This window comes from Streptomyces sp. NPDC042364, from assembly GCF_056437585.1.
Genome location: NZ_JBWKAJ010000005.1, coordinates 177,040 through 194,140 on the forward strand (window position 1 = coordinate 177,040; position 17,101 = coordinate 194,140).

Sequence of the window (17,101 nt, forward strand, 5' to 3'; positions counted from 1 at the left end):
AAACTGCTGGAGATGGTCACGACGCCGCTGCTGCCGTCGGACTACCTCGACCTGGTCAGCCCGCTGCGTGCGGGCGCCGACCTGCGTGGGCGCATCGAGGCCGTGCACCCCGAGACGGGTGACGCCGCGACCATCGTGATCAGGCCGGGACGGGGCTGGCGCGGCCACACGGCCGGTCAGTACGTGCGGATCGGGGTCGACGTCGACGGAGTGCGCCTGTGGCGTGCCTACTCGCTCACCTCGCCGACGAGCCGCCAGGACGGGCGCATCACGATCACCGTGAAGGCGATCGAGGACGGCAAGGTCAGCAACCACCTGGTCCGGCGGGCGGAACCGGGCACGCTGATCCAGCTCGACCAGGCGACCGGTGACTTCGTGCTGCCGCGTGCCAAGCCCGCCAAGGTGCTCTACCTGACGGCGGGCAGCGGCATCACGCCCGTGATGGGCATGCTGCGCGACACGGAGCTCGACGACGTCGTGATGGTCCACTCCGCGCCACGGCCCCACGACGTGATCTTCCGTGACGAGCTGCACGACCTCGTCGCGAACGGCAGGCTGCGTCTCACCGAGCTGCACACCGACACCGACGGCATGCTCGACATCGCCCGTCTCGACGAACTCGTGCCGGACTGGGCCGAGCGCGAGACCTGGGCCTGCGGACCCGCAGGCCTGCTCGACGCCGCCGAAAGGCACTGGACCGGGCACGGCGTGCGAGAACGCCTGCACACCGAACGCTTCCGCTCCGGCATCGTCGTCGCCGGCGAAGGCGGCGAGGTCACGTTCAGCGCCACCGGCAAGACGGTCGACGCGGACGGCGCCACACCGTTGCTGGACATCGGCGAGGAGGCCGGCGTGCTCATGCCGTCCGGGTGCCGCATGGGCATCTGCTTCGGCTGCGTCACGCCGCTCAAGGCGGGCGCCGTCCGCGACCTGCGCACCGGCGAGATCACCGAGGCCGAGCCGGGCGTCCTCATCCAGACCTGCGTGTCCGCCGCGGCGGGCCCCTGCGACATCGAACGGTAGGAGCACCTTGACCGCCATCGACCCCACCGCCCACCTGACCGCGGAGCAGATCGAGGAGCTCGGCCGCGAGCTGGACGCGATCCGCGACGAGGTGATCGCCAGCCGCGGAGAGAAGGACGCCGCCTACATCCGCAAGGTCATCTCGGCGCAGCGCAAGCTGGAGCTGGTCAGCCGGGGTGTGCTGCTGTTCTCGTTCTTCCCGCCCGCGTGGATCATCGGCACCGCCGGCCTGTCCGTGGCGAAGATCATGGACAACATGGAGATCGGCCACAACATCCTGCACGGCCAGTGGGACTGGATGCGGGACCCGAAGATCCACTCCACCACCTGGGAATGGGATCACGTCTCACCGGCCGACCAGTGGAAGCACTCGCACAACGAGCTGCACCACACGTACACCAACGTGATCGGCAAGGACAACGACCTCGGCTACGGCATCATGCGCGTCGACGAGGACCAGAAGTGGCACCCGTTCCACCTCGGCCAGCCGCTGTGGAACTTCATCAACGCCTGCTTCTTCGAGTACGGCATCGCCGCGTACGACCTGGAACTCGGCAAGAACCTGCACAAGCGCCGCCGCAAGAACCCGGAGTTCCGCGCGCGGGCCAGGGCCGTGGGCCGCAAGATCCGCAAGCAGGTGCTCAAGGACTACGTGATCCACCCGCTGCTGTCGGGCCCGTCGTTCCTCACCACCCTCGCCGCCACGTTCACCGCGAACCTGGTCCGCAACCTCTGGTCCCACTCGGTGATCATGTGCGGGCACTTCCCCGAGGGTGTGCAGGTCTTCGAGCGCCGGTCGATCAAGGGCGAGACGCGCGGCCAGTGGTACCTGCGCCAGATGATGGGTTCGGCGAACATCAGCGGCAGCAAGGCCATGCACTTCATGACCGGCAACCTGTCGCACCAGATCGAGCACCACCTGTTCCCGGACCTGCCGAGCAACCGGTACGCCGAGGTCGCGGTGAAGGTACGCGCGCTGTTCGAGAAGTATGAGCTGGAGTACGTCACCGGGCCGCTGCCCAAGCAGGTGTTCTCCGCGTGGCACAAGGTCTTCCGGCTCTCGCTGCCGAACAAGAAGCCCAAGGTCACGACGCCGGACCACGAGAAGGAACTCATCGCCGCCTGATTCCCGGTACGGGTGGCGCCCCAGCCGCCGGGGCCGAGGCGGCGGAGGTGAAGGGCGTCCGCCGGGCGGACGCCCCCCTCGCCGTCGCGGCCTTGACCCGGGTGGGTCCTCGCGTCACCTTCGCCAGAACAGGTGGTGCGTCACCCCGCTCGGGCTGGGCACGACCTCCAGGTGGAACCGGTCGAGCAGTTCATCGGGGGACTCCCAGAGTCGCAGTCCGGTCCCGAGCTTCACCGGTGAGACCGCCACATGCATGGTGTCGACGAGGCCGGCGTCAAGGAACTGCCGGATGGTGGTGACCCCGCCGCCGAGCCGGACGTCCTTGCCCCGCGCCGCTTCCCGTGCCTGTTCGAGGACCGCGGCCGGGTCGCCGTCGACGAAGTGGAACGTGGTGTCGGAGAGCGTGAACGACGGGCGCGGGTGGTGGGTCATGACGAACACCGGAGTACGGAACGGGGGCTCCTGTCCCCACCAGCCGCGCCACTCGTGGTCCTGCCAGGGCCCGCGCTGGGGCCCGAACTTGTTGCGGCCCATGATCTCGGCACCGATGTTGCGGTCGAAGTCCCGCGTGAAGTAGTCGTCGAGACCCCGGCTCCCTCCGGGATCCGTGCGCATGGGCCAGCTCGCCGTGGCTCCGGCCCAGGCGAACAGCCTCTCCGGATGGTCGTGCCCGAACGGCCGCTCGAAACTCTGGTGCTCACCGGCACCGATCCCGTCACTCGAGACGTTGAAGTTCATCACTCTGAGCAGTTGGTCCACGTCTGTCCTTGTCAGGTCTTGTCGCGTCACCGTGCGGCGGAGCGCCCCACATCATGACGTCGAACGGGACGTGGCCGGATCGACAGCGGCCCGCAACTTCTATCCGAACGCGCCGCTCCTGGCCCCGTCGAGGAAGGCGCGCCAGCCGTCAGGGGTGAGGTGGAGGAGGGGCCCGTGGGGGTCCTTGCTGTCGCGGACGGCTCGACCACCGGTGGAGGTTAGGGCAACTTCGACGCAGTTGCCCTCGCCTCCGGAGTGCGTGGACTTCCGGAAGTGGCCTATGACCTCGGTCACGATGCGTCTTCCTTGCTACTTCGCAGTGCGCTCCGAATCAGCAGCGCACTGGCATCGGGTGCCAGTGCTGCCGATCGTAGATGGTCATGCGCATGGGCGTAAGCCGCGAGGTCCTCGGGTGCCTCCAAGACCGAAGTTCCCCGCAGGTTTTCCAGAGTTACGGCTTCAACGATCGGCTCGGATTCGAAACTGAAGGAGGAGAAGGGATCCGTCAGGCCCGCCACCGCTCCCGCGCTGAACGGCAGCACCTGCACGGTGACGTTCTTCCGCTCCCCTACCTCAAGAATCCTGGAGAGCTGTTCCCGATGGAGTTCGGGGCTCACTACCGGGTGCGTGATCACCGCTTCCCAGATGATGACGGCGTACGTTGCCCCGCCCTCCTCGATCTTCGCTTGCCTCCCCGCACGCACCTTCACCAGATGGGCGATCCGGTCAGGGGCGATGTAGTGGGGAGTCGCCGAGATGACCGCCTCCGCATAGGCCGGGGTTTGCAGAAGCCCTGGCACCAGAACCGGGGACCATTCACGGATGTACGTTGCGTCGTCCTCCAACGCGATGTGGTCGAGGTAGTCCGGTCGTAGGTGCTCCGCGTGTTCGAGCCACCAGCCTCGGTTCTTCGAGTGCTTGGCCAACTCCTCCAACTTGTCGCGGACTTCCTGGTCCGTGATGCCGTACGCGTCCAGCAGCAGCCTTACCTCGATGACTCGGGGTGTCGCATGACCCGTCTCAATGCGGCTGATCCTTGCCTGACTTGACGCGATCACTTCGGCCGCCTGCGGCTGATCCACCTTGGCGGCCTGCCGGTACGTCCTGAGCGCCGAACCCAGGCGCCTACTGCGCACGGTCGGCCGTCCACCTGCGGGCATGGACACCCCCCTCTCCTCCGGCCACCCTGCCACGTCCGGCACCGACCATAGGGCGGCGTCACCCCATCGAGTGGCACTAGTGCATGTATTCAATGGTTCTCATTGCATAGGTCGCGAATTTGCCCCTAGCTTCAAAGGACGCGCCGCCCCTCAGCGGCCGGTCTTGACGCCACGTCAGGGGGTCTCCCAGCCATGCCCGCACTCACCCCGCACCCCTCCCACCCGCGCCGCGGCTCCTTCCGTATCCCCAAGCGCAGACGACACGTCCCCGAAGCCCGTGCCGAGGTGCGGCGCATCCTCAAGGACTGGGCGGTCGGCGGTGAACTCGCCGACGACATCGCCACCGTGGCCACGGAACTCGTCGCCAACGCCGTACGGCACTGCCAGGTGCCCCTCGCCGAGATCGAGGTGACCCTCTCGATCCGGGGCTGCGGCCTGCTCGTGGAGGTGGCCGACCCGGACCGGGGGCGGCTTCCGGCGCCGCGTGCGGAACGCGACCCGGAGGACGACGGCGGGCTCGGGCTGGTGCTCGTGGCCGCGCTGGCGGAGCGGTGGGGATGCGAGGCCCGGCCGTTCACCAAGTGCGTGTGGGCGTACTTCCTCGTGCCCGGGGAGCCCTCGTGCGGCACATGACACCGCCGGCGCTCAGCCCCGAACGCGGCCGCTGGCGGCGTTGGGCCGCGCGCGCGGAACGGCATCGGGCCGCACACGGCCGGTGGTTGCCGCCGCTCCCCCGCGAACCGTGCTGGGAGCCGCCGCGTCCGTACAGGAAGGCAGCCGACGAGTACCCGGTGCACGCGGAGCGGGACCTCGTACGGCCTTACGTCGCGGCCTACTTGGGAGAGGAGCGGCCGAGATGGGCATGAGCGAGGAGCCGGGGGCGCGGCCTCGGCAGGCGGACCCGGTCAGGGCCACCTTCCACGCGTGGCTCGACCACGTCCTCGTCTGCGACGACGGCTGCCGCGTCCCGGCACGCCACTGCTACCGCTCTGAGCTGCTCGGCGACCGGCACCGCGAGGCGGCGAGAGCCGCACGCATCCGGCGCTGAAGCAGCGGCGCGGGCCGAAAAGCACGGGGCGCGCCCCCGGCCCGCTGTTCAGGGGCGCGGGGCGGTGACACATGCGGCTCCGCCGCGTGGGCGCGAGAAACCACGAACCACCCGCACCCGCCGCACCGACGCGGACCCCCGAGCCGTCAGGCGCCCGGCGCTCACTCAGCTCGTGCGCGCCGTCCCCGTGCCCTTCTCCGCGTCCAGCGCGTACACGCAGCGGTCCTTGCTGCACGCGTACACGACGCCGTCCTTGACCACCGGTGACCCGGTGATCTCCCCGCCGGTCGCGAGCTTCCAGCGCAGGCGTCCGTCGTCGGCCTTCAGCGTGTAGAGGAGGTGGTCCGTGGAGCCGAAGTGGATGCGGCCCTCGGCGACGGACGGCGCGCCGACGATCTCGCCGCCCGCCTGGAAGCGCCACTTCGGGGTGCCCGTGACCGCGTCGAGCGTGTAGAGCCCCTTGCCGCTGCCGACGTGGACGTGGCCGGCGGCGACGAGGACCGGCTCCAGCGAGGAGCGGGACTCCGTGGCGATGCGCCAGCGGTCCCGGCCGTCGGTGGCGTCGAGGGCGTAGACCGTGCCGAGGTAGTCGGCGAGGTAGACGCCGCCGCCCGTGACGGCGGGGCCGGGCGCGAAGGTGGGCGCGGAGAGGAAGACGGCCGGCGCCTCGAAGTGCCAGCGGACATGGCCGCTCGCCACGTCGATGGCGAGCACCCGGCTGCCGGCGGAGACGTACACGTAGCCGTCGGCCGCCGGGGTCAGCCGGACGGGGACGCCGCCGCAGGACGCGGCGTCGCCGATGGGGTACGACCAGCGCTCCTCGCCCGTGCGGGCGTCCAGGGCGCGCAGCCTGGCGTCCTTCCAGATGTACACCGTGCCGTCGTGGACGAGCGGCCCGGCCTCGGGGGACTCGAAGTCGGTCTGGGTGCCGGTGATCTCCCAGAGCTTGTGGCCGTTCGAGGCCTCCCAGCCCTGTACGCCGCCGCCGCGGGTGGCGGTGACGACGGTGCCGCGGTCGGCCTTCAGCGAGTACACCCAGGCGTCGGTGGACAGCCGCCAGAGGTCGGTGCCCTCCCGGGCGTCGAGCGCGAAGAGCGTGGGGCCGTCGGAGGCGTGGATCCGGCCGTCCGCGACCGCCATCGACCAGGCGACGTCACGGGTCTTGAAGCGGCGCCGTCCGGTGGCGACGTCCAGGGCGTGCACCTCGAAGGAGGTGACGTAGACGAGGTCGTCGGCGACCGACGGGGTGCCCCATACGTCGTTCGACATGCGGAAACGCCAGGGGCGCCAGCCGGAGGCGGCCGGTTCGGGCGCGGGGGCGGTGGTCACGGCGGGCGCCGGGTCGGCGCCGTTCACCCCGGTGCGGGGGCGCGACCAGGAGGCGGCGAGGCCCGCCTCGGGCGGGGGCGCCTTCACGGCGGCCGCGCGGGCGTCGGCGACCCGCGGTCCGGGCCCGATGGGCACCGGCGCGCCGGCGAGCCGTACCGGCCCGGTGTCGGGCGAGCCGACGGAGACGGGTGCCGGGTCGTACGAGGGCGGGGGCGGCACGGGTGCCGGGGCGGTGGGCCGGCCGGCGGGGTTGGGCCGGCCGCCGGAGGTCTGGCCCTGCTTGGGGGCCGGGCGTCCGCCGCGACGGGTCTCGATGAGGGCGACGGCCTTCTCGGGCAGCCACGCAGACGCCGTACCGCTGTCGTCGGACCCGGAGCCGAAGAGGTGGGGGGCGAGCTGGGCCTGGAGGTCGGCGGGGTTGGGCCGGGCGGTCGGGTCCATCTGCATACAGGACTCGATGAGGGGCCGCAGGTCGTCCGGGAGCCCGGAGAGGTCGGGGCCCTCGCGCAGCAGCATGAAGACGGTCTCGACGGGGTTGGCGCCGTGGAAGGGGGCGTGCCCGGTGGCCGCGAAGACGAGCATGGAACCGAGTGAGAAGACATCGCTGGCGCCGGTGACGCTGCGCGAGTCCTTCGCCTGCTCGGGGGACATGTACGCGGGCGTGCCGACGGCGACGTTCGTCATGGTCAGACGGGTGTTCGAGACGCCGGAGGCGATACCGAAGTCGATCACGCGGGGCCCGTCCTCGACGACGAGGACGTTCGACGGCTTGAGGTCGCGGTGGACGAGACCGGCGCCGTGGATGGACTGGAGGGCCTCGGCGACGCCCGCGGCGAGCCAGCGCACGGCCTGGACCGGCAGCGGTCCGCAGTCGTTCACTATCTCTTCCAGCGAGGGCGCGGGAACGTACGCGGTCGCCAGCCACGGCACCGCGGCCCGCGGATCGGCGTCGACCACGGCCGCCGTGTAGAAGCCGGACACCGCGCGGGCCGCCTCGACCTCGCGCGTGAACCGCACCCGGAAGAGCTGGTCCTCCGCGAGTTCCGTCCGCACGGTCTTGATCGCCACGCGCCGACCCGACGCCGAGCGCGCCAGATAGACCAGCCCCATGCCGCCGGCACCCAGCCGTCCCAGCACCTCGAACGGCCCGATCCGCCGCGGATCGTGCTGCGTCAGCTGATCCACTTGCCCTGCCACCTCCCCGTACGGCCCGCGTCACCCACGTTGTGTGCGCGACCCCGTGCAGCGTCTCACCACCGCACCGCCATGGCGGCACGCACCCCGATTCTTCCTGTACCGGGGGCAGGTTGCGAACCCGGGTGCGGAACGGGGTGTCTCAGGACAAAACCACGCCGTCCGCCCCGTGGGAAGCGGGAGCCCGCATGATGGAACAGCCGGACAGGCGGTGTACCACCGGCGCACAACCCACTCGTCCTCCGATAGGGCCTTCGCCGGCGCCTACCCGCACGACGTTGGTACGGCGGCCACTCAGCCTTCGTCTTCGCGCTCTTCGTCCCCTTCTGACCGCAGATCGTCAGGGAGCCGCTCCTCCCGGCCCGCCCCCTGCGGCGCCTCCCGCCGCTCGCGCCCGGCCGCCGGCTCCAGCAGCGCGAACGAGGCGCCTTGATTGTCCGTGACGACCGCCACATTTCCGTATGACGTAGGGAACGGGGGGACCTGTACCCGCCCGCCGAGCCGGGTGACCGCGCCGAGGGCCGCCTCGCAGTCCTCCGTCCCGAAGTGGACGAGGAAGTGCGGCGGCATCTCGGCGGGGAACACCTCGGTGACGGCGGCCCGCCCGAAGTCGGGGTCGGCGTCGGGCCCGAAGAGCGCGTCGTGGAAGAGGTGGGCGTAGAAGGCGTTGGCCGCCTTGGTGTCGCGGGTGTACAGCTCCGCCCAGGCGAAGGTCCCCGGCTCGTGCCGCCGCCCGAAGCCCTGATGCGCGCCCGCCTGCCACAGCCCGAACACGGCCCCCTCCGGGTCCGTGGCCAGCGCGGTGACGCCCAGGTCCCCGATGGGGGTCGGCGTCGTGATCACCTGCCCGCCGGCCGCCCTGATCCGCGCGGTGAGCGCCACCGCGTCCGGCGTGGCGAAGTACGGCGTCCACACGGTCGGCATCCGCCCGTCCGGCTTGGGCGCGAGCGCGGCGACCGGGGCGAGGGCCGCGGCGGCGGAGGCGCCGGGCTCCGCGGCGCCGGGTTCCCTGGTACCGGGTTCCTCGGCACCGGACTCCGCGGCACCGGACTCCGCGGCTCCAGGTCCCTTGGCGCCGGGGTGCTCTGCGTCGGGCACAGGGGCGCCGGGCTCCGGGGGGACGGGCGGCGTGGGGCCGGCGGAGGGCGTGGCGGACTCGGCGGGGAGGTACGCCCAGACCTCGTGCGCCCCGTCGCCGGGGGCCACCTTGAACGTCCAGCCGAAGAGCTCGCCGTAGAAGCGCTTCCCTGCCTCCACGTCGGGAAGCTGCACATCGATCCAGCACGGAACGCCCTCGGGGTACATACCGCCAAGCTAACGGCGGCTCACGCGACCCGCGCGCGGAGCGGGTGCGTGCGGGTGCCGCGGGGCGGCGGTCCGCACCCCGGGGACCCCGGCCGTCCGCTCTCCCGCCCGCAGCGAAAGAAACCCGCCACCCCACTCCCCGTCGCATCCCGAGAACCCCTTGGTGAAGCCCGTACTCCCCATTTGCAGTCGGCCGAATCGCGCTCCCATCACCCCTCGGTAAGCTGACGTCATGACAGGACAAGTGCGTACCGTCGACGGCCGCGTGGCCGGCCGACGTGGGCAGGCGACCCGGCAGAAGCTGCTCGACTGCCTCAGCGAGATGCTCAGCTCCTCCCCCTACCGGGACGTCAAAGTCATCGATGTCGCCCGGAAGGCGGGGACTTCGCCCGCGACCTTCTACCAGTACTTCCCGGACGTCGAGGGCGCGGTTCTGGAGATCGCCGAGGAAATGGCGGCCGAGGGCGCCACGTTGACGAGACTCCTCGAAGGGCGCTCCTGGGTGGGCAAGGCCGGCTGGCAGACCGCTCAGGAACTCGTCGACGGTTTCCTGGAGTTCTGGCGCAAGAACGACGCGATCCTCCGGGTCGTGGACCTGGGCGCCGCCGAGGGCGACAAACGCTTCTACAAGATCCGTATGAAGATCCTGAACTCGGTCACCAACTCCCTCTCGGAGAGCGTCAAGGAGCTCCAGGCCAAGGGCCGGGTCGACAAGGACGTGAACCCGGGGGCCCTCGCCGGCTCTCTCGTCGCGATGCTCGCCTCGGTCTCCTCGCACCAGAAGGGCTTCCAGTCCTGGGGGGTGAAGCAGGCCGAACTGAAGCCGAACCTGGCTCTGTTGGTCCATCTGGGCATCACCGGCAAGAAGCCCACGAAGTAACCAGGAGCACCCCTGGGCGGCCCCCGACGCAGATCCTGTCACTCAGGCGGCGCCCTCACCGGAAGGATGCCGCCTGCCGCGTCCTCACCGGAGGGACGCCGCCTGCCGCGTCCTCACCGCCGGACGATCCGGAACACCCGGATCTCCCGCTCCACCCGTGCCTGGTACGTCGCGTACGGCGGCCAGAAGCGCAGCAGTTCCCTCCATGCCGCCGCCCGCTCCTCGCCTTCCAGGAGCCGCGCGGCGACCGGGATGTCCTCACCCTTCCAGCTGATCACGGCGTCGGGGTGGGCCAGGAGGTTCGCGGTCCAGGCGGGGTGGTCGGTCCGTCCGAAGTTGGAGCCTATGAGGAGCCAACTCCGGCCGCCGGCCTCGGGCATGCAGGCCAGCGGCGTACGGCGCGGCATCCCGCTCCTCGCCCCGGTCGCGGTCAGGACGACCCCCGGCAGCAGTTGTGCGCTGAGCAGCACCCTGCCCCGTGTCGCCCGGTGCACCGCCCGGTCCAGGGCGGGTATGACATGGGGTGCCACCCGCGCGAACGCCGGAGCGGACGACACCTTCTGCACCCATCGCACGCCCAGGTCCCTCAGGCCGCTCGCGCTCTTCGAGGCCATCAGCCCCGCACCTCCTCGTCGTCGCCGCCCCCGACAATGCCCGCCAGCTCCGCGGCCCGCCCCCGCAGCCGGTGCACGGGGCCGAGGAGCAGCTCGTCGGCCGCCGCGCGCTTGAAGTACAGATGTGCCTCGTGTTCCCAGGTTAAACCGAGCCCCCCATGGAACTGGACACCCTCCGCCGCGGCGAGCCGGAGTGCCTCCAGGGCCTGGGCGAGCGCCTGCCCGCCGACCCGCTCGCCGCGCACCCCCGCGCTCCACGCCGCGTAGTACGCCGCCGACCTGGCGGCCTGCACCCCCACGTACACGTCCGCCAGCCGGTGCTTGACCGCCTGGAACGATCCGATCGGCCGTCCGAACTGCTCCCGCTGCCGCACATGGGCGACGGTCCGTTCCAGTGCCCGGTCGGCCGCTCCCACGGCCTCGGCGGCGAGGACGGCCGCGGCCGCGTCACCCACCTCGGCGAGCGCGGCCGGTACGTCCGCCTCGTCGTCCTCGCCCAACAACTCGGCGGGCGTGTGGCGCAGTTGGATGCGGCCGACCGGTCGTGTCCCGTCGAGGGCGGTCTGCCGTACCCGTACGAGCCCCGTGGCATCGGCCCGTACGAGGAACAGCAGCGTGCGCGACCGGGCGAAGCCGCCGGTGTGGGCGGCCACGAGGAGCAGGCCCGCGCTGTGCCCGTCGAGCACCTGGGCGACCTCCCCGTAGAGCCGCCAGCCGTCGTCGGACCGCCGGGCCTGCACTCCCCCGGCCCGGCCGCCGCCGGCCCACTCGCCGTGGTTGTCGCCGGTCAGGGCGAGGGCGGCGGCCAGGGCGGTGCCGGGTACGGCGAGCGCGGCGGTGAGCCGTCCGGCGGCGAGGTCGGGGAGGAGCCGGGCGCGTTGGCGGTCGGTGCCGAGGGCGAGGACGAGGGGGGCCGTGAGGACGGAGGTGGCCAGCAGCGGCGAGGGGGTCAGGGCGCGCCCCAGCTCCTCGCAGGCCAGGGCCAGTTCGGTGACCGAGCAGCCGACCCCTCCGTACTCCGCGGGGAGCGCGAGCCCCGGCAGCCCGAGCTGTTCCGCGAGCGTCGCCCAGAGCGCGGTGTCGTATCCCTGGCCGGTCCGTACAGCCGCCCGGACGTCCTCGGGGCCGCTGCGCTTGAGCAGCAACTCCCTTACCGTACGGCGGATCTCGTCCTGCTCGGTGGTGAAGCGGGCGTCCATGGGCGGGTCCCCCTCTGCTCCATCTGACGCTGCGTCATGTTAGAGCGGAAGGCGGCGGAAGCACAGGTCCCCCACCCGCAAATCTGATGTACCGTCAGATTCATGACCACTGCTGCCGTTCCGGGTGTCCGCAGGGGAACGTCCGGCCGCCGCGAGGTGGCCGTCGTCGGGGTCGCGCTCGCCGACTGCGGCCGGGTGGACGACGCGACGCCGTACGCGCTGCACGCGCAGGCCGCCCGCCGGGCCCTGGCGGACGCGGGCCTGGAGCACACCGTCGTGGACGGGCTGGCGTCGGCGGGCCTCGGGACGCTGGCGCCGGTGGAGGTGGCCGAGTACCTGGGGCTGCGGCCGACCTGGGTGGACTCCACCTCGGTCGGCGGCGCCACCTGGGAGGTCATGGCGGCGCACGCGGCGGACGCGATCGCCGCCGGACACGCGAACGTGGTGCTGCTGGTGTACGGCTCCACCGCCCGCGCCGACATCAGGGCGGGCCGCCGCACCGGCAACCTCTCCTTCGGCGCCCGCGGCCCCCTCCAGTACGAGGTCCCGTACGGGCACACCCTGATCGCCAAGTACGCCATGGCGGCCCGACGCCATATGCACCAGTACGGGACGACCCTGGAGCAGCTCGCCTCCGTGGCCGTCCAGGCCCGGGCGAACGCGGCGGCGAACCCGGAGGCGATGTTCCGCACGCCGATCACGGTCGACGACGTGCTGTCCTCCCCGCCGATCGCGGACCCCTTCACCAAGCTCCACTGCTGCATCCGCTCCGACGGCGGCGCGGCGGTCCTGCTGGCGGCCGAGGAGTACGTACGCGACTGCCGGCCCGCCACATCCGTCCGGGTCCTCGGCACCGGGGAGCACGTCTCCCACACCACCATGTCGGAGTGGCCCGACTTCACCGTCTCCCCGGCGGCGGTCAGCGGCCGCCTCGCCTTCGAGCGGGCCGGCGTCCGCCCCTCCGAGATCGACTTCGCGGAGATCTACGACGCGTTCACGTACATGACGCTGGTGACGCTGGAGGACCTGGGTTTCTGCGCGAAGGGAGAGGGCGGCGCCTTCGTGGAGAAGAACCGTCTGACCCTCTCCGGGGACCTTCCCGTCAACACCGACGGCGGCGGGCTGTCCGCCCAGCACCCCGGTATGCGCGGTCTCTTCCTCCTCGTGGAGGCCGTCCGCCAGCTGCGCGGCGAGGCCGGCGACCGGCAGCTCCGCTCCCCCGGCGGCCACCTGCCCCGTCTCGCCGTCGTCTCCGGCACGGGGGGCTGGTTCTGCTCCTCGGGGACGGTGGTGCTGGGACGGGGGTGACCGGACCGGCCCGGCAGAATCGGCGCATGAGCACTCCCGGCGCCGACGCCCCCTCCGACTTCGTACAGCTGCTGCGCACCCTGCGGGTCTGGGACCCCCAGGTCACCGAGCTGCCCGGCTTCGACCCGGCCGCGGCGCCCGCCGCACCGGTCCCCCTGTTCACCGCCTGGTTCGCGGAGGCGGTCGCGGCCGGGCAGGCGGAGCCGCACACGATGTCGCTGGCCACGGCGGACGAGGAGGGGCGCCCTGACGTCCGTACGGTGATGCTGCACGACGTGGACGGCCATGGCTGGCACTTCGCCACGCACGCAGGCAGCCGCAAGGGACGGCATCTGGCGGCCCGCCCGTACGCGGCCCTCGGTTTCTACTGGCCCGTGCAGGGGCGGCAGGTGCGGGTGCGCGGCCGGGTCACGGTGGCCCCCGCCGCGTTCGCCCAGGCCGATCTGCACGCCCGCTCCACGGGCGCGCTGGCCGCGGCCCTCGTGGGCCGGCAGAGCGCCGTGCTGTCCTCCCTGGCGGAGCTGGAGCGCGCGTCGGACGACGCCTGGGACCGGGCCGAGCGGGACCCGGACGCGCCCGTGCCCTCCTGGACGGCGTACGCGGTCGAGCCGGACGAGGTGGAGTTCTTCCAGGGCGACGCCCGACGACGCCACGTACGGCTCGTCTACCGCAGGACCGGAGGCGGCTGGGGCAAGGAACTCCTCTGGCCCTGAGGCGCATCGTGGCCTCGTGCCGCGACGGAGGACGCCTTCCCGTCCCGCCTTCCCCGTCGCGCGCGCCCTGGCCCCACCGGTTCGGGGACTTCCGGTTCGGGGACTTCCGGTTCGGGGACTTCCGGTTCAGACCTTCTCCCAGACCGACACATGCCGGGTGCTCTCGCTGGTGAACGGCCGCCGGTCCCAGTCCTCCCAGCGGTCGCGCAGCCGCATCCCGGCGAGCCGGGCCATGAGGTCCAGCTCGGCCGGCCACACGTACCGGAACGGGATCGAGAAGTGCGTCGGCCGCCCGTCGACGATCATCACGTGGTGCGACCGCAGCCCCTGCGTGGCCACGTCGTACGTGTCGAACCCCAGTCGGTCCGGGCCCACACGGAACGGCACCGCGTCCTGCCCCGGCGGCAGTCTGCGCAGCGCCGGGACCCCGACCTCGATGACGAAACAGCCGCCGGGCACGAGGTGCGCGGCGGCGTTGCGGAAGCAGTCCACCTGGGCGTCCTGCGAGGTCAGGTTGTTGATCGTGTTGAAGACGAGATAGGCGACCGTGAACGCGCCGTCCGCGCGGGCGGTGGCGAAGTCCCCGATGGTCACGCCGATCCCGTCCCCGCCGGGCTTGGCCCGCATCCGCGCCACCATGGCGCGCGACATGTCGATGCCGTGCACGGGAACGCCCCTGCGGGCGAGGGGCAGGGCGATCCGTCCGGTGCCGACGCCGAACTCCAGGGCGCGGGCCTTGTGTCCGGGCCGTTCCGCGAGTCCCGCGATCAGCTCCACGGCCGGATCGACGGTCTTCGGGGCGAACATCTCGGCGGATGTCTCGTCGTAGTGGGCGGCGACGGCTTCGCCGAAGTAGCCGTCCGGGTCGTCGACGCCGGCGTAACCGTCGTCGGGTGCCTGTGCGTTTCCGTGGTCATGTCCCTCTTCACGCATTCTCCGGACCGTACCGAGCGGGGACCGGCGGGCGCACGCGGTTTTCCCCGGGGTGTACGTGCCCGCTCGGCTCGGGGTCGGTGGTGGAGCCGGACGGCGCGGCGTGGCGTGGCCGGGCGCCCCTCCCCCGTCCCTTCACTCGTCCCGCGCCCGGAACACCGGCACCCGGACCGCCCCGGCCTGCCGGAACACCGCCTCCAGGCCCATCCCCACTTTCAGGTCCTCCGCCGCGCACTCCACGACCTCGCTCATCATCCGCGGCCCCTCCACGAGATCGACGACCGCGGCGACGTAGGGCGTCCGCTCCCCGAAGGGCGGCAGGTCGTTGCGGTGGACGACGGACCAGGTGTAGAGCGTGGCCCGGCCGTCCGCCTGCTCCCAGCGCACGTCCTCGCTCCAGCAGTGCGGGCAGAACTCGCGGGGGTAGTGGTGGGCCCGCCCGCACGCCCCGCACCGCCGCAGCAGCAGCCGTCCCTCTGCGGCCGCGTCCCAGTACGTACGGCTGAACGCGTCGGCCTCCGGCAGATCGAACCGGCCGGCCCCGGCGGCGCCCATCAGAAGAGCCCGAGCGCGCTGTCGAGGGACCAGGTCTGCCAGGACATCCCGAAGAACGCCACCACCGAGATCAGCGCCATCATCGAGTTCTGCCCCTGCTCGGCCCAGTCGTGGATCATCAGCACGAAGTAGAGCAGGTTGAGCAGCAGGCCTCCGACCAGCGCGACGGGGGTGAGGAAGCCGAGGATCAGGCCGAGCCCCAGGGCGAGTTCGGCGTACGCGACGACATACGCCATGGTGCGCGGCCGGGGCTTCACCACCACGTCGAAGCCGCTCCGCACCGCCTCCCACCGGTGTTTGCCCGCGACCCCGGCCGCCCAGGCGATCCCGGCCCCCTCGAACCAGGTCTTCTTGTCCTTGTGCCGCCAGCTCTCCAGCCACCACAGCCCGAGCCCGATCCGCAGAACAGCCAGCCATTCACCACCGGAGAGCCAGACCGAGTCCATCGCTGCCGCCCTTCGCACCCGCGCAGGTTTCTGACGGTACGTCAGTTCAGCGGACGGGAGGGCGATGCGCAAGACGCGCGGAGCAGACGGGGGCGGCAGCGGCCGGGGCTCCCCGGCACCCTCATCCGCGCCACGCACCCCCCACATTCCGGGAGACCTACGCCACAGACCTCACCCACACCTCCTCAGCCGTGATCAATCCGCAACCAATTCCGGTCTTGACCGAGACCCATCAATGGGGGACGTGAATACGCTCGGGCACATGGCCGACTCCAGAGCATCCGCGCCCCCTGCCTCCGACCACCCGGTCTATGTGATCGGCGGCGGACCCGGCGGGCTGGCCGCCGCCCACGCGCTGCGCGCCCGGGGCGTGCGGGCGGTCGTGCTGGAGAAGTCGGACGCGGTGGGGGCGTCCTGGCGGAGGCACTACGACCGGCTGCGGCTGCACACCACCCGGCGGCTGTCGGCGTTGCCCGGCCTGCCGATGCCGCGCCGCTTCGGCCGGTGGGTGGCCCGGGACGACGTGGTGCGGTACCTGGAGAAGTACGCAGAGGTCCACGCGCTGGAGATCGTGACCGGCGTGGAGGTCACCCGCGTCGAGCGGAACCCCGACGGCACCTGGCTGCTGCGCGCCACCGGCGGCCGGGAGCTCACCGCCGGCGCGGTCGTCGTGGCCACCGGCTACAACCACACGCCGCACATCCCGGACTGGCCGGGCCGCGACACCTACACCGGCGAGCTGTCGCACGCCTCCGCCTACCGCAACCCCGGGCCCTACGCGGGCCGCGACGTCCTCGTCGTGGGCATCGGCAACACCGGCGCCGAGATCGCCGTCGACCTCGTCGAGGGCGGGGCGGAGCGGGTACGGCTCGCGGTGCGGACGGCGCCGCACATCGTGCGCCGCTCCACGGCCGGCTGGGCCGCCCAGTACAGCGCCGTCCTCGTCCGGCGTCTCCCGGTCGCCCTGGTGGACCGGATCGCCAAGCCGATGGCCAGGCTCAGCGTGCCCGACCTGTCCGCGCACGGACTGCCCCGCCCCACCTCGGGCCTGTACTCCCGGGTGAACGAGGGCTCCATCCCAGTCCAGGACGTCGGCATCATCGACGCCGTGCGCAAGGGGAAGGTGGAGATCGTCGCCGCGGTCGAGAAGTTCGAGCACGGCAAGGTCGTCCTCGCCGACGGCTCGCACGTCGAGCCCGACACCGTGATCGCCGCCACCGGCTACCGCCGCGCCCTGGAGGGACTGGTCGGACACCTCGACGTCCTGGACGGTCGCGGCAAACCGGTCGTGCACGGCGCGCGCTCCCCGCGGAACGCGCCCGGCCTCTACTTCACCGGCTTCACCAACCCCATCAGCGGCATGTTCCGCGAACTCGCCCTCGACGCGGAGAAGATCGCCAAGGCCGTCGCCCGCGCCGGCGGGGTCGCCACGCGCGACGCGGTCACCGTGCAGGTGCGCGCCGCGCGCTGAACGGACGCCGGATACCGGTTCACCGCCGGCACCGCCGC

The 17,101-nt window shown here is 72.0% G+C and carries 18 protein-coding genes; 8 read left to right on the top strand and 10 right to left on the bottom strand.

The genetic code is table 11. From position 1 onward, the window contains the following. Nucleotides 1-12 precede the first annotated feature (12 nt). Together AC067N_RS12585 and AC067N_RS12590 are read left to right on the top strand one after the other, a co-directional pair. Entirely contained in the window at nt 13-1,023 is a 1,011-nt protein-coding gene (locus AC067N_RS12585) for a ferredoxin reductase (RefSeq protein ID WP_478679121.1), read from the top strand. Between the two features lie 7 nt (nt 1,024-1,030). Beyond that, nucleotides 1,031-2,149 (top strand): fatty acid desaturase family protein, encoded by a 1,119-nt coding sequence (locus tag AC067N_RS12590; RefSeq protein WP_478678874.1) that lies wholly within the window; start codon nt 1,031-1,033, stop codon nt 2,147-2,149. Between the two features lie 114 nt (nt 2,150-2,263). Here AC067N_RS12590 and AC067N_RS12595 read toward each other — a convergent pair whose 3' ends face one another. From AC067N_RS12595 to AC067N_RS12605, 3 genes are all read right to left on the bottom strand, one after another. Continuing rightward, the gene (locus tag AC067N_RS12595) at nt 2,264-2,908 is read right to left on the bottom strand and encodes a dihydrofolate reductase family protein (protein ID WP_478678875.1); all 645 of its coding nucleotides are present in this window, start codon (nt 2,906-2,908) and stop codon (nt 2,264-2,266) included. 99 nt (nt 2,909-3,007) lie between these two features. Next, nucleotides 3,008-3,202, bottom strand: a complete 195-nt coding sequence (locus AC067N_RS12600) for a DUF397 domain-containing protein (RefSeq protein WP_478678876.1) — start codon at nt 3,200-3,202, stop codon at nt 3,008-3,010. Next, nucleotides 3,199-4,068 carry a helix-turn-helix domain-containing protein gene (locus AC067N_RS12605; protein WP_478679122.1) on the bottom strand — a complete coding sequence of 290 codons (870 nt, stop codon included), beginning with the start codon at nt 4,066-4,068 and terminating at the stop codon, nt 3,199-3,201. The genes AC067N_RS12600 and AC067N_RS12605 overlap by 4 nt, the downstream gene beginning before the upstream one ends. 192 nt (nt 4,069-4,260) lie before the next feature. Between AC067N_RS12605 and AC067N_RS12610 the strand changes: the two genes are divergently transcribed. After that, complete coding sequence (locus tag AC067N_RS12610; protein ID WP_478678877.1) at nt 4,261-4,701, top strand: ATP-binding protein; 441 nt, start codon at nt 4,261-4,263, stop codon at nt 4,699-4,701. Nucleotides 4,702-4,924: 223 nt separating this feature from the next. After that, entirely contained in the window at nt 4,925-5,116 is a 192-nt protein-coding gene (locus tag AC067N_RS12615) for a hypothetical protein (protein ID WP_478678878.1), read from the top strand. A 165-nt stretch (nt 5,117-5,281) separates the two neighbouring features. Here AC067N_RS12615 and afsK read toward each other — a convergent pair whose 3' ends face one another. Both afsK and kbpA read right to left on the bottom strand, forming a co-directional pair. Continuing rightward, the gene (gene afsK / locus AC067N_RS12620; RefSeq protein WP_478678879.1) at nt 5,282-7,630 is read right to left on the bottom strand and encodes a protein serine/threonine kinase AfsK; all 2,349 of its coding nucleotides are present in this window, start codon (nt 7,628-7,630) and stop codon (nt 5,282-5,284) included. Between the two features lie 303 nt (nt 7,631-7,933). Next, nucleotides 7,934-8,944: an AfsK-binding protein KbpA gene (gene kbpA, locus AC067N_RS12625; protein WP_478678880.1), complete on the bottom strand. Its 1,011-nt coding sequence runs from the start codon at nt 8,942-8,944 to the stop codon at nt 7,934-7,936. A 232-nt stretch (nt 8,945-9,176) separates the two neighbouring features. Here kbpA and AC067N_RS12630 point away from each other — a divergent pair, with 232 nt between their 5' ends. Further along, nucleotides 9,177-9,824, top strand: a complete 648-nt coding sequence (locus AC067N_RS12630; protein WP_478678881.1) for a TetR family transcriptional regulator — start codon at nt 9,177-9,179, stop codon at nt 9,822-9,824. A 113-nt stretch (nt 9,825-9,937) separates the two neighbouring features. On the opposite strand, the gene AC067N_RS12635 is transcribed toward AC067N_RS12630, so the two are convergent. Together AC067N_RS12635 and AC067N_RS12640 are read right to left on the bottom strand one after the other, a co-directional pair. Beyond that, nucleotides 9,938-10,438, bottom strand: coding sequence for a nitroreductase family deazaflavin-dependent oxidoreductase (locus AC067N_RS12635; protein ID WP_478678882.1), 501 nt, complete (start codon nt 10,436-10,438; stop codon nt 9,938-9,940). Beyond that, nucleotides 10,438-11,637, bottom strand: coding sequence for an acyl-CoA dehydrogenase family protein (locus AC067N_RS12640; protein WP_478678883.1), 1,200 nt, complete (start codon nt 11,635-11,637; stop codon nt 10,438-10,440). The genes AC067N_RS12635 and AC067N_RS12640 overlap by 1 nt, the downstream gene beginning before the upstream one ends. Nucleotides 11,638-11,739: 102 nt before the next feature. Here AC067N_RS12640 and AC067N_RS12645 point away from each other — a divergent pair, with 102 nt between their 5' ends. Together AC067N_RS12645 and AC067N_RS12650 are read left to right on the top strand one after the other, a co-directional pair. Beyond that, nucleotides 11,740-12,945 carry a thiolase C-terminal domain-containing protein gene (locus AC067N_RS12645; protein WP_478678884.1) on the top strand — a complete coding sequence of 402 codons (1,206 nt, stop codon included), beginning with the start codon at nt 11,740-11,742 and terminating at the stop codon, nt 12,943-12,945. A 26-nt stretch (nt 12,946-12,971) separates the two neighbouring features. Next, nucleotides 12,972-13,658, top strand: coding sequence for a pyridoxine/pyridoxamine 5'-phosphate oxidase (locus AC067N_RS12650; protein WP_478678885.1), 687 nt, complete (start codon nt 12,972-12,974; stop codon nt 13,656-13,658). A gap of 126 nt (nt 13,659-13,784) precedes the next feature. On the opposite strand, the gene AC067N_RS12655 is transcribed toward AC067N_RS12650, so the two are convergent. From AC067N_RS12655 to AC067N_RS12665, 3 genes are all read right to left on the bottom strand, one after another. Beyond that, nucleotides 13,785-14,591: a class I SAM-dependent methyltransferase gene (locus tag AC067N_RS12655; protein ID WP_478678886.1), complete on the bottom strand. Its 807-nt coding sequence runs from the start codon at nt 14,589-14,591 to the stop codon at nt 13,785-13,787. 135 nt (nt 14,592-14,726) lie between these two features. Then, nucleotides 14,727-15,146, bottom strand: a complete 420-nt coding sequence (locus AC067N_RS12660; protein WP_478678887.1) for a Zn-ribbon domain-containing OB-fold protein — start codon at nt 15,144-15,146, stop codon at nt 14,727-14,729. Then, nucleotides 15,146-15,592, bottom strand: coding sequence for a DoxX family protein (locus AC067N_RS12665; protein ID WP_478678888.1), 447 nt, complete (start codon nt 15,590-15,592; stop codon nt 15,146-15,148). The genes AC067N_RS12660 and AC067N_RS12665 overlap by 1 nt, the downstream gene beginning before the upstream one ends. A gap of 262 nt (nt 15,593-15,854) precedes the next feature. Here AC067N_RS12665 and AC067N_RS12670 point away from each other — a divergent pair, with 262 nt between their 5' ends. Continuing rightward, nucleotides 15,855-17,063 (top strand): flavin-containing monooxygenase, encoded by a 1,209-nt coding sequence (locus AC067N_RS12670; protein ID WP_478678889.1) that lies wholly within the window; start codon nt 15,855-15,857, stop codon nt 17,061-17,063. The last annotated feature ends 38 nt before the right edge of the window (nt 17,064-17,101 follow it).

Coding starts and splice junctions, on each gene's coding strand:
- AC067N_RS12585 (WP_478679121.1), top strand. CDS start 13: ATGGTCACGACGCCGCTGCTGCCGTCGGACTACCTCGACCTGGTCAGC.
- AC067N_RS12605 (WP_478679122.1), bottom strand. CDS start 4,068: ATGCCCGCAGGTGGACGGCCGACCGTGCGCAGTAGGCGCCTGGGTTCG.
- AC067N_RS12610 (WP_478678877.1), top strand. CDS start 4,261: ATGCCCGCACTCACCCCGCACCCCTCCCACCCGCGCCGCGGCTCCTTC.
- AC067N_RS12615 (WP_478678878.1), top strand. CDS start 4,925: ATGGGCATGAGCGAGGAGCCGGGGGCGCGGCCTCGGCAGGCGGACCCG.
- kbpA (WP_478678880.1), bottom strand. CDS start 8,944: ATGTACCCCGAGGGCGTTCCGTGCTGGATCGATGTGCAGCTTCCCGAC.
- AC067N_RS12630 (WP_478678881.1), top strand. CDS start 9,177: ATGACAGGACAAGTGCGTACCGTCGACGGCCGCGTGGCCGGCCGACGT.
- AC067N_RS12635 (WP_478678882.1), bottom strand. CDS start 10,438: ATGGCCTCGAAGAGCGCGAGCGGCCTGAGGGACCTGGGCGTGCGATGG.
- AC067N_RS12640 (WP_478678883.1), bottom strand. CDS start 11,637: ATGGACGCCCGCTTCACCACCGAGCAGGACGAGATCCGCCGTACGGTA.
- AC067N_RS12645 (WP_478678884.1), top strand. CDS start 11,740: ATGACCACTGCTGCCGTTCCGGGTGTCCGCAGGGGAACGTCCGGCCGC.
- AC067N_RS12650 (WP_478678885.1), top strand. CDS start 12,972: ATGAGCACTCCCGGCGCCGACGCCCCCTCCGACTTCGTACAGCTGCTG.
- AC067N_RS12655 (WP_478678886.1), bottom strand. CDS start 14,591: ATGCGTGAAGAGGGACATGACCACGGAAACGCACAGGCACCCGACGAC.
- AC067N_RS12660 (WP_478678887.1), bottom strand. CDS start 15,146: ATGGGCGCCGCCGGGGCCGGCCGGTTCGATCTGCCGGAGGCCGACGCG.
- AC067N_RS12665 (WP_478678888.1), bottom strand. CDS start 15,592: ATGGACTCGGTCTGGCTCTCCGGTGGTGAATGGCTGGCTGTTCTGCGG.
- AC067N_RS12670 (WP_478678889.1), top strand. CDS start 15,855: ATGGCCGACTCCAGAGCATCCGCGCCCCCTGCCTCCGACCACCCGGTC.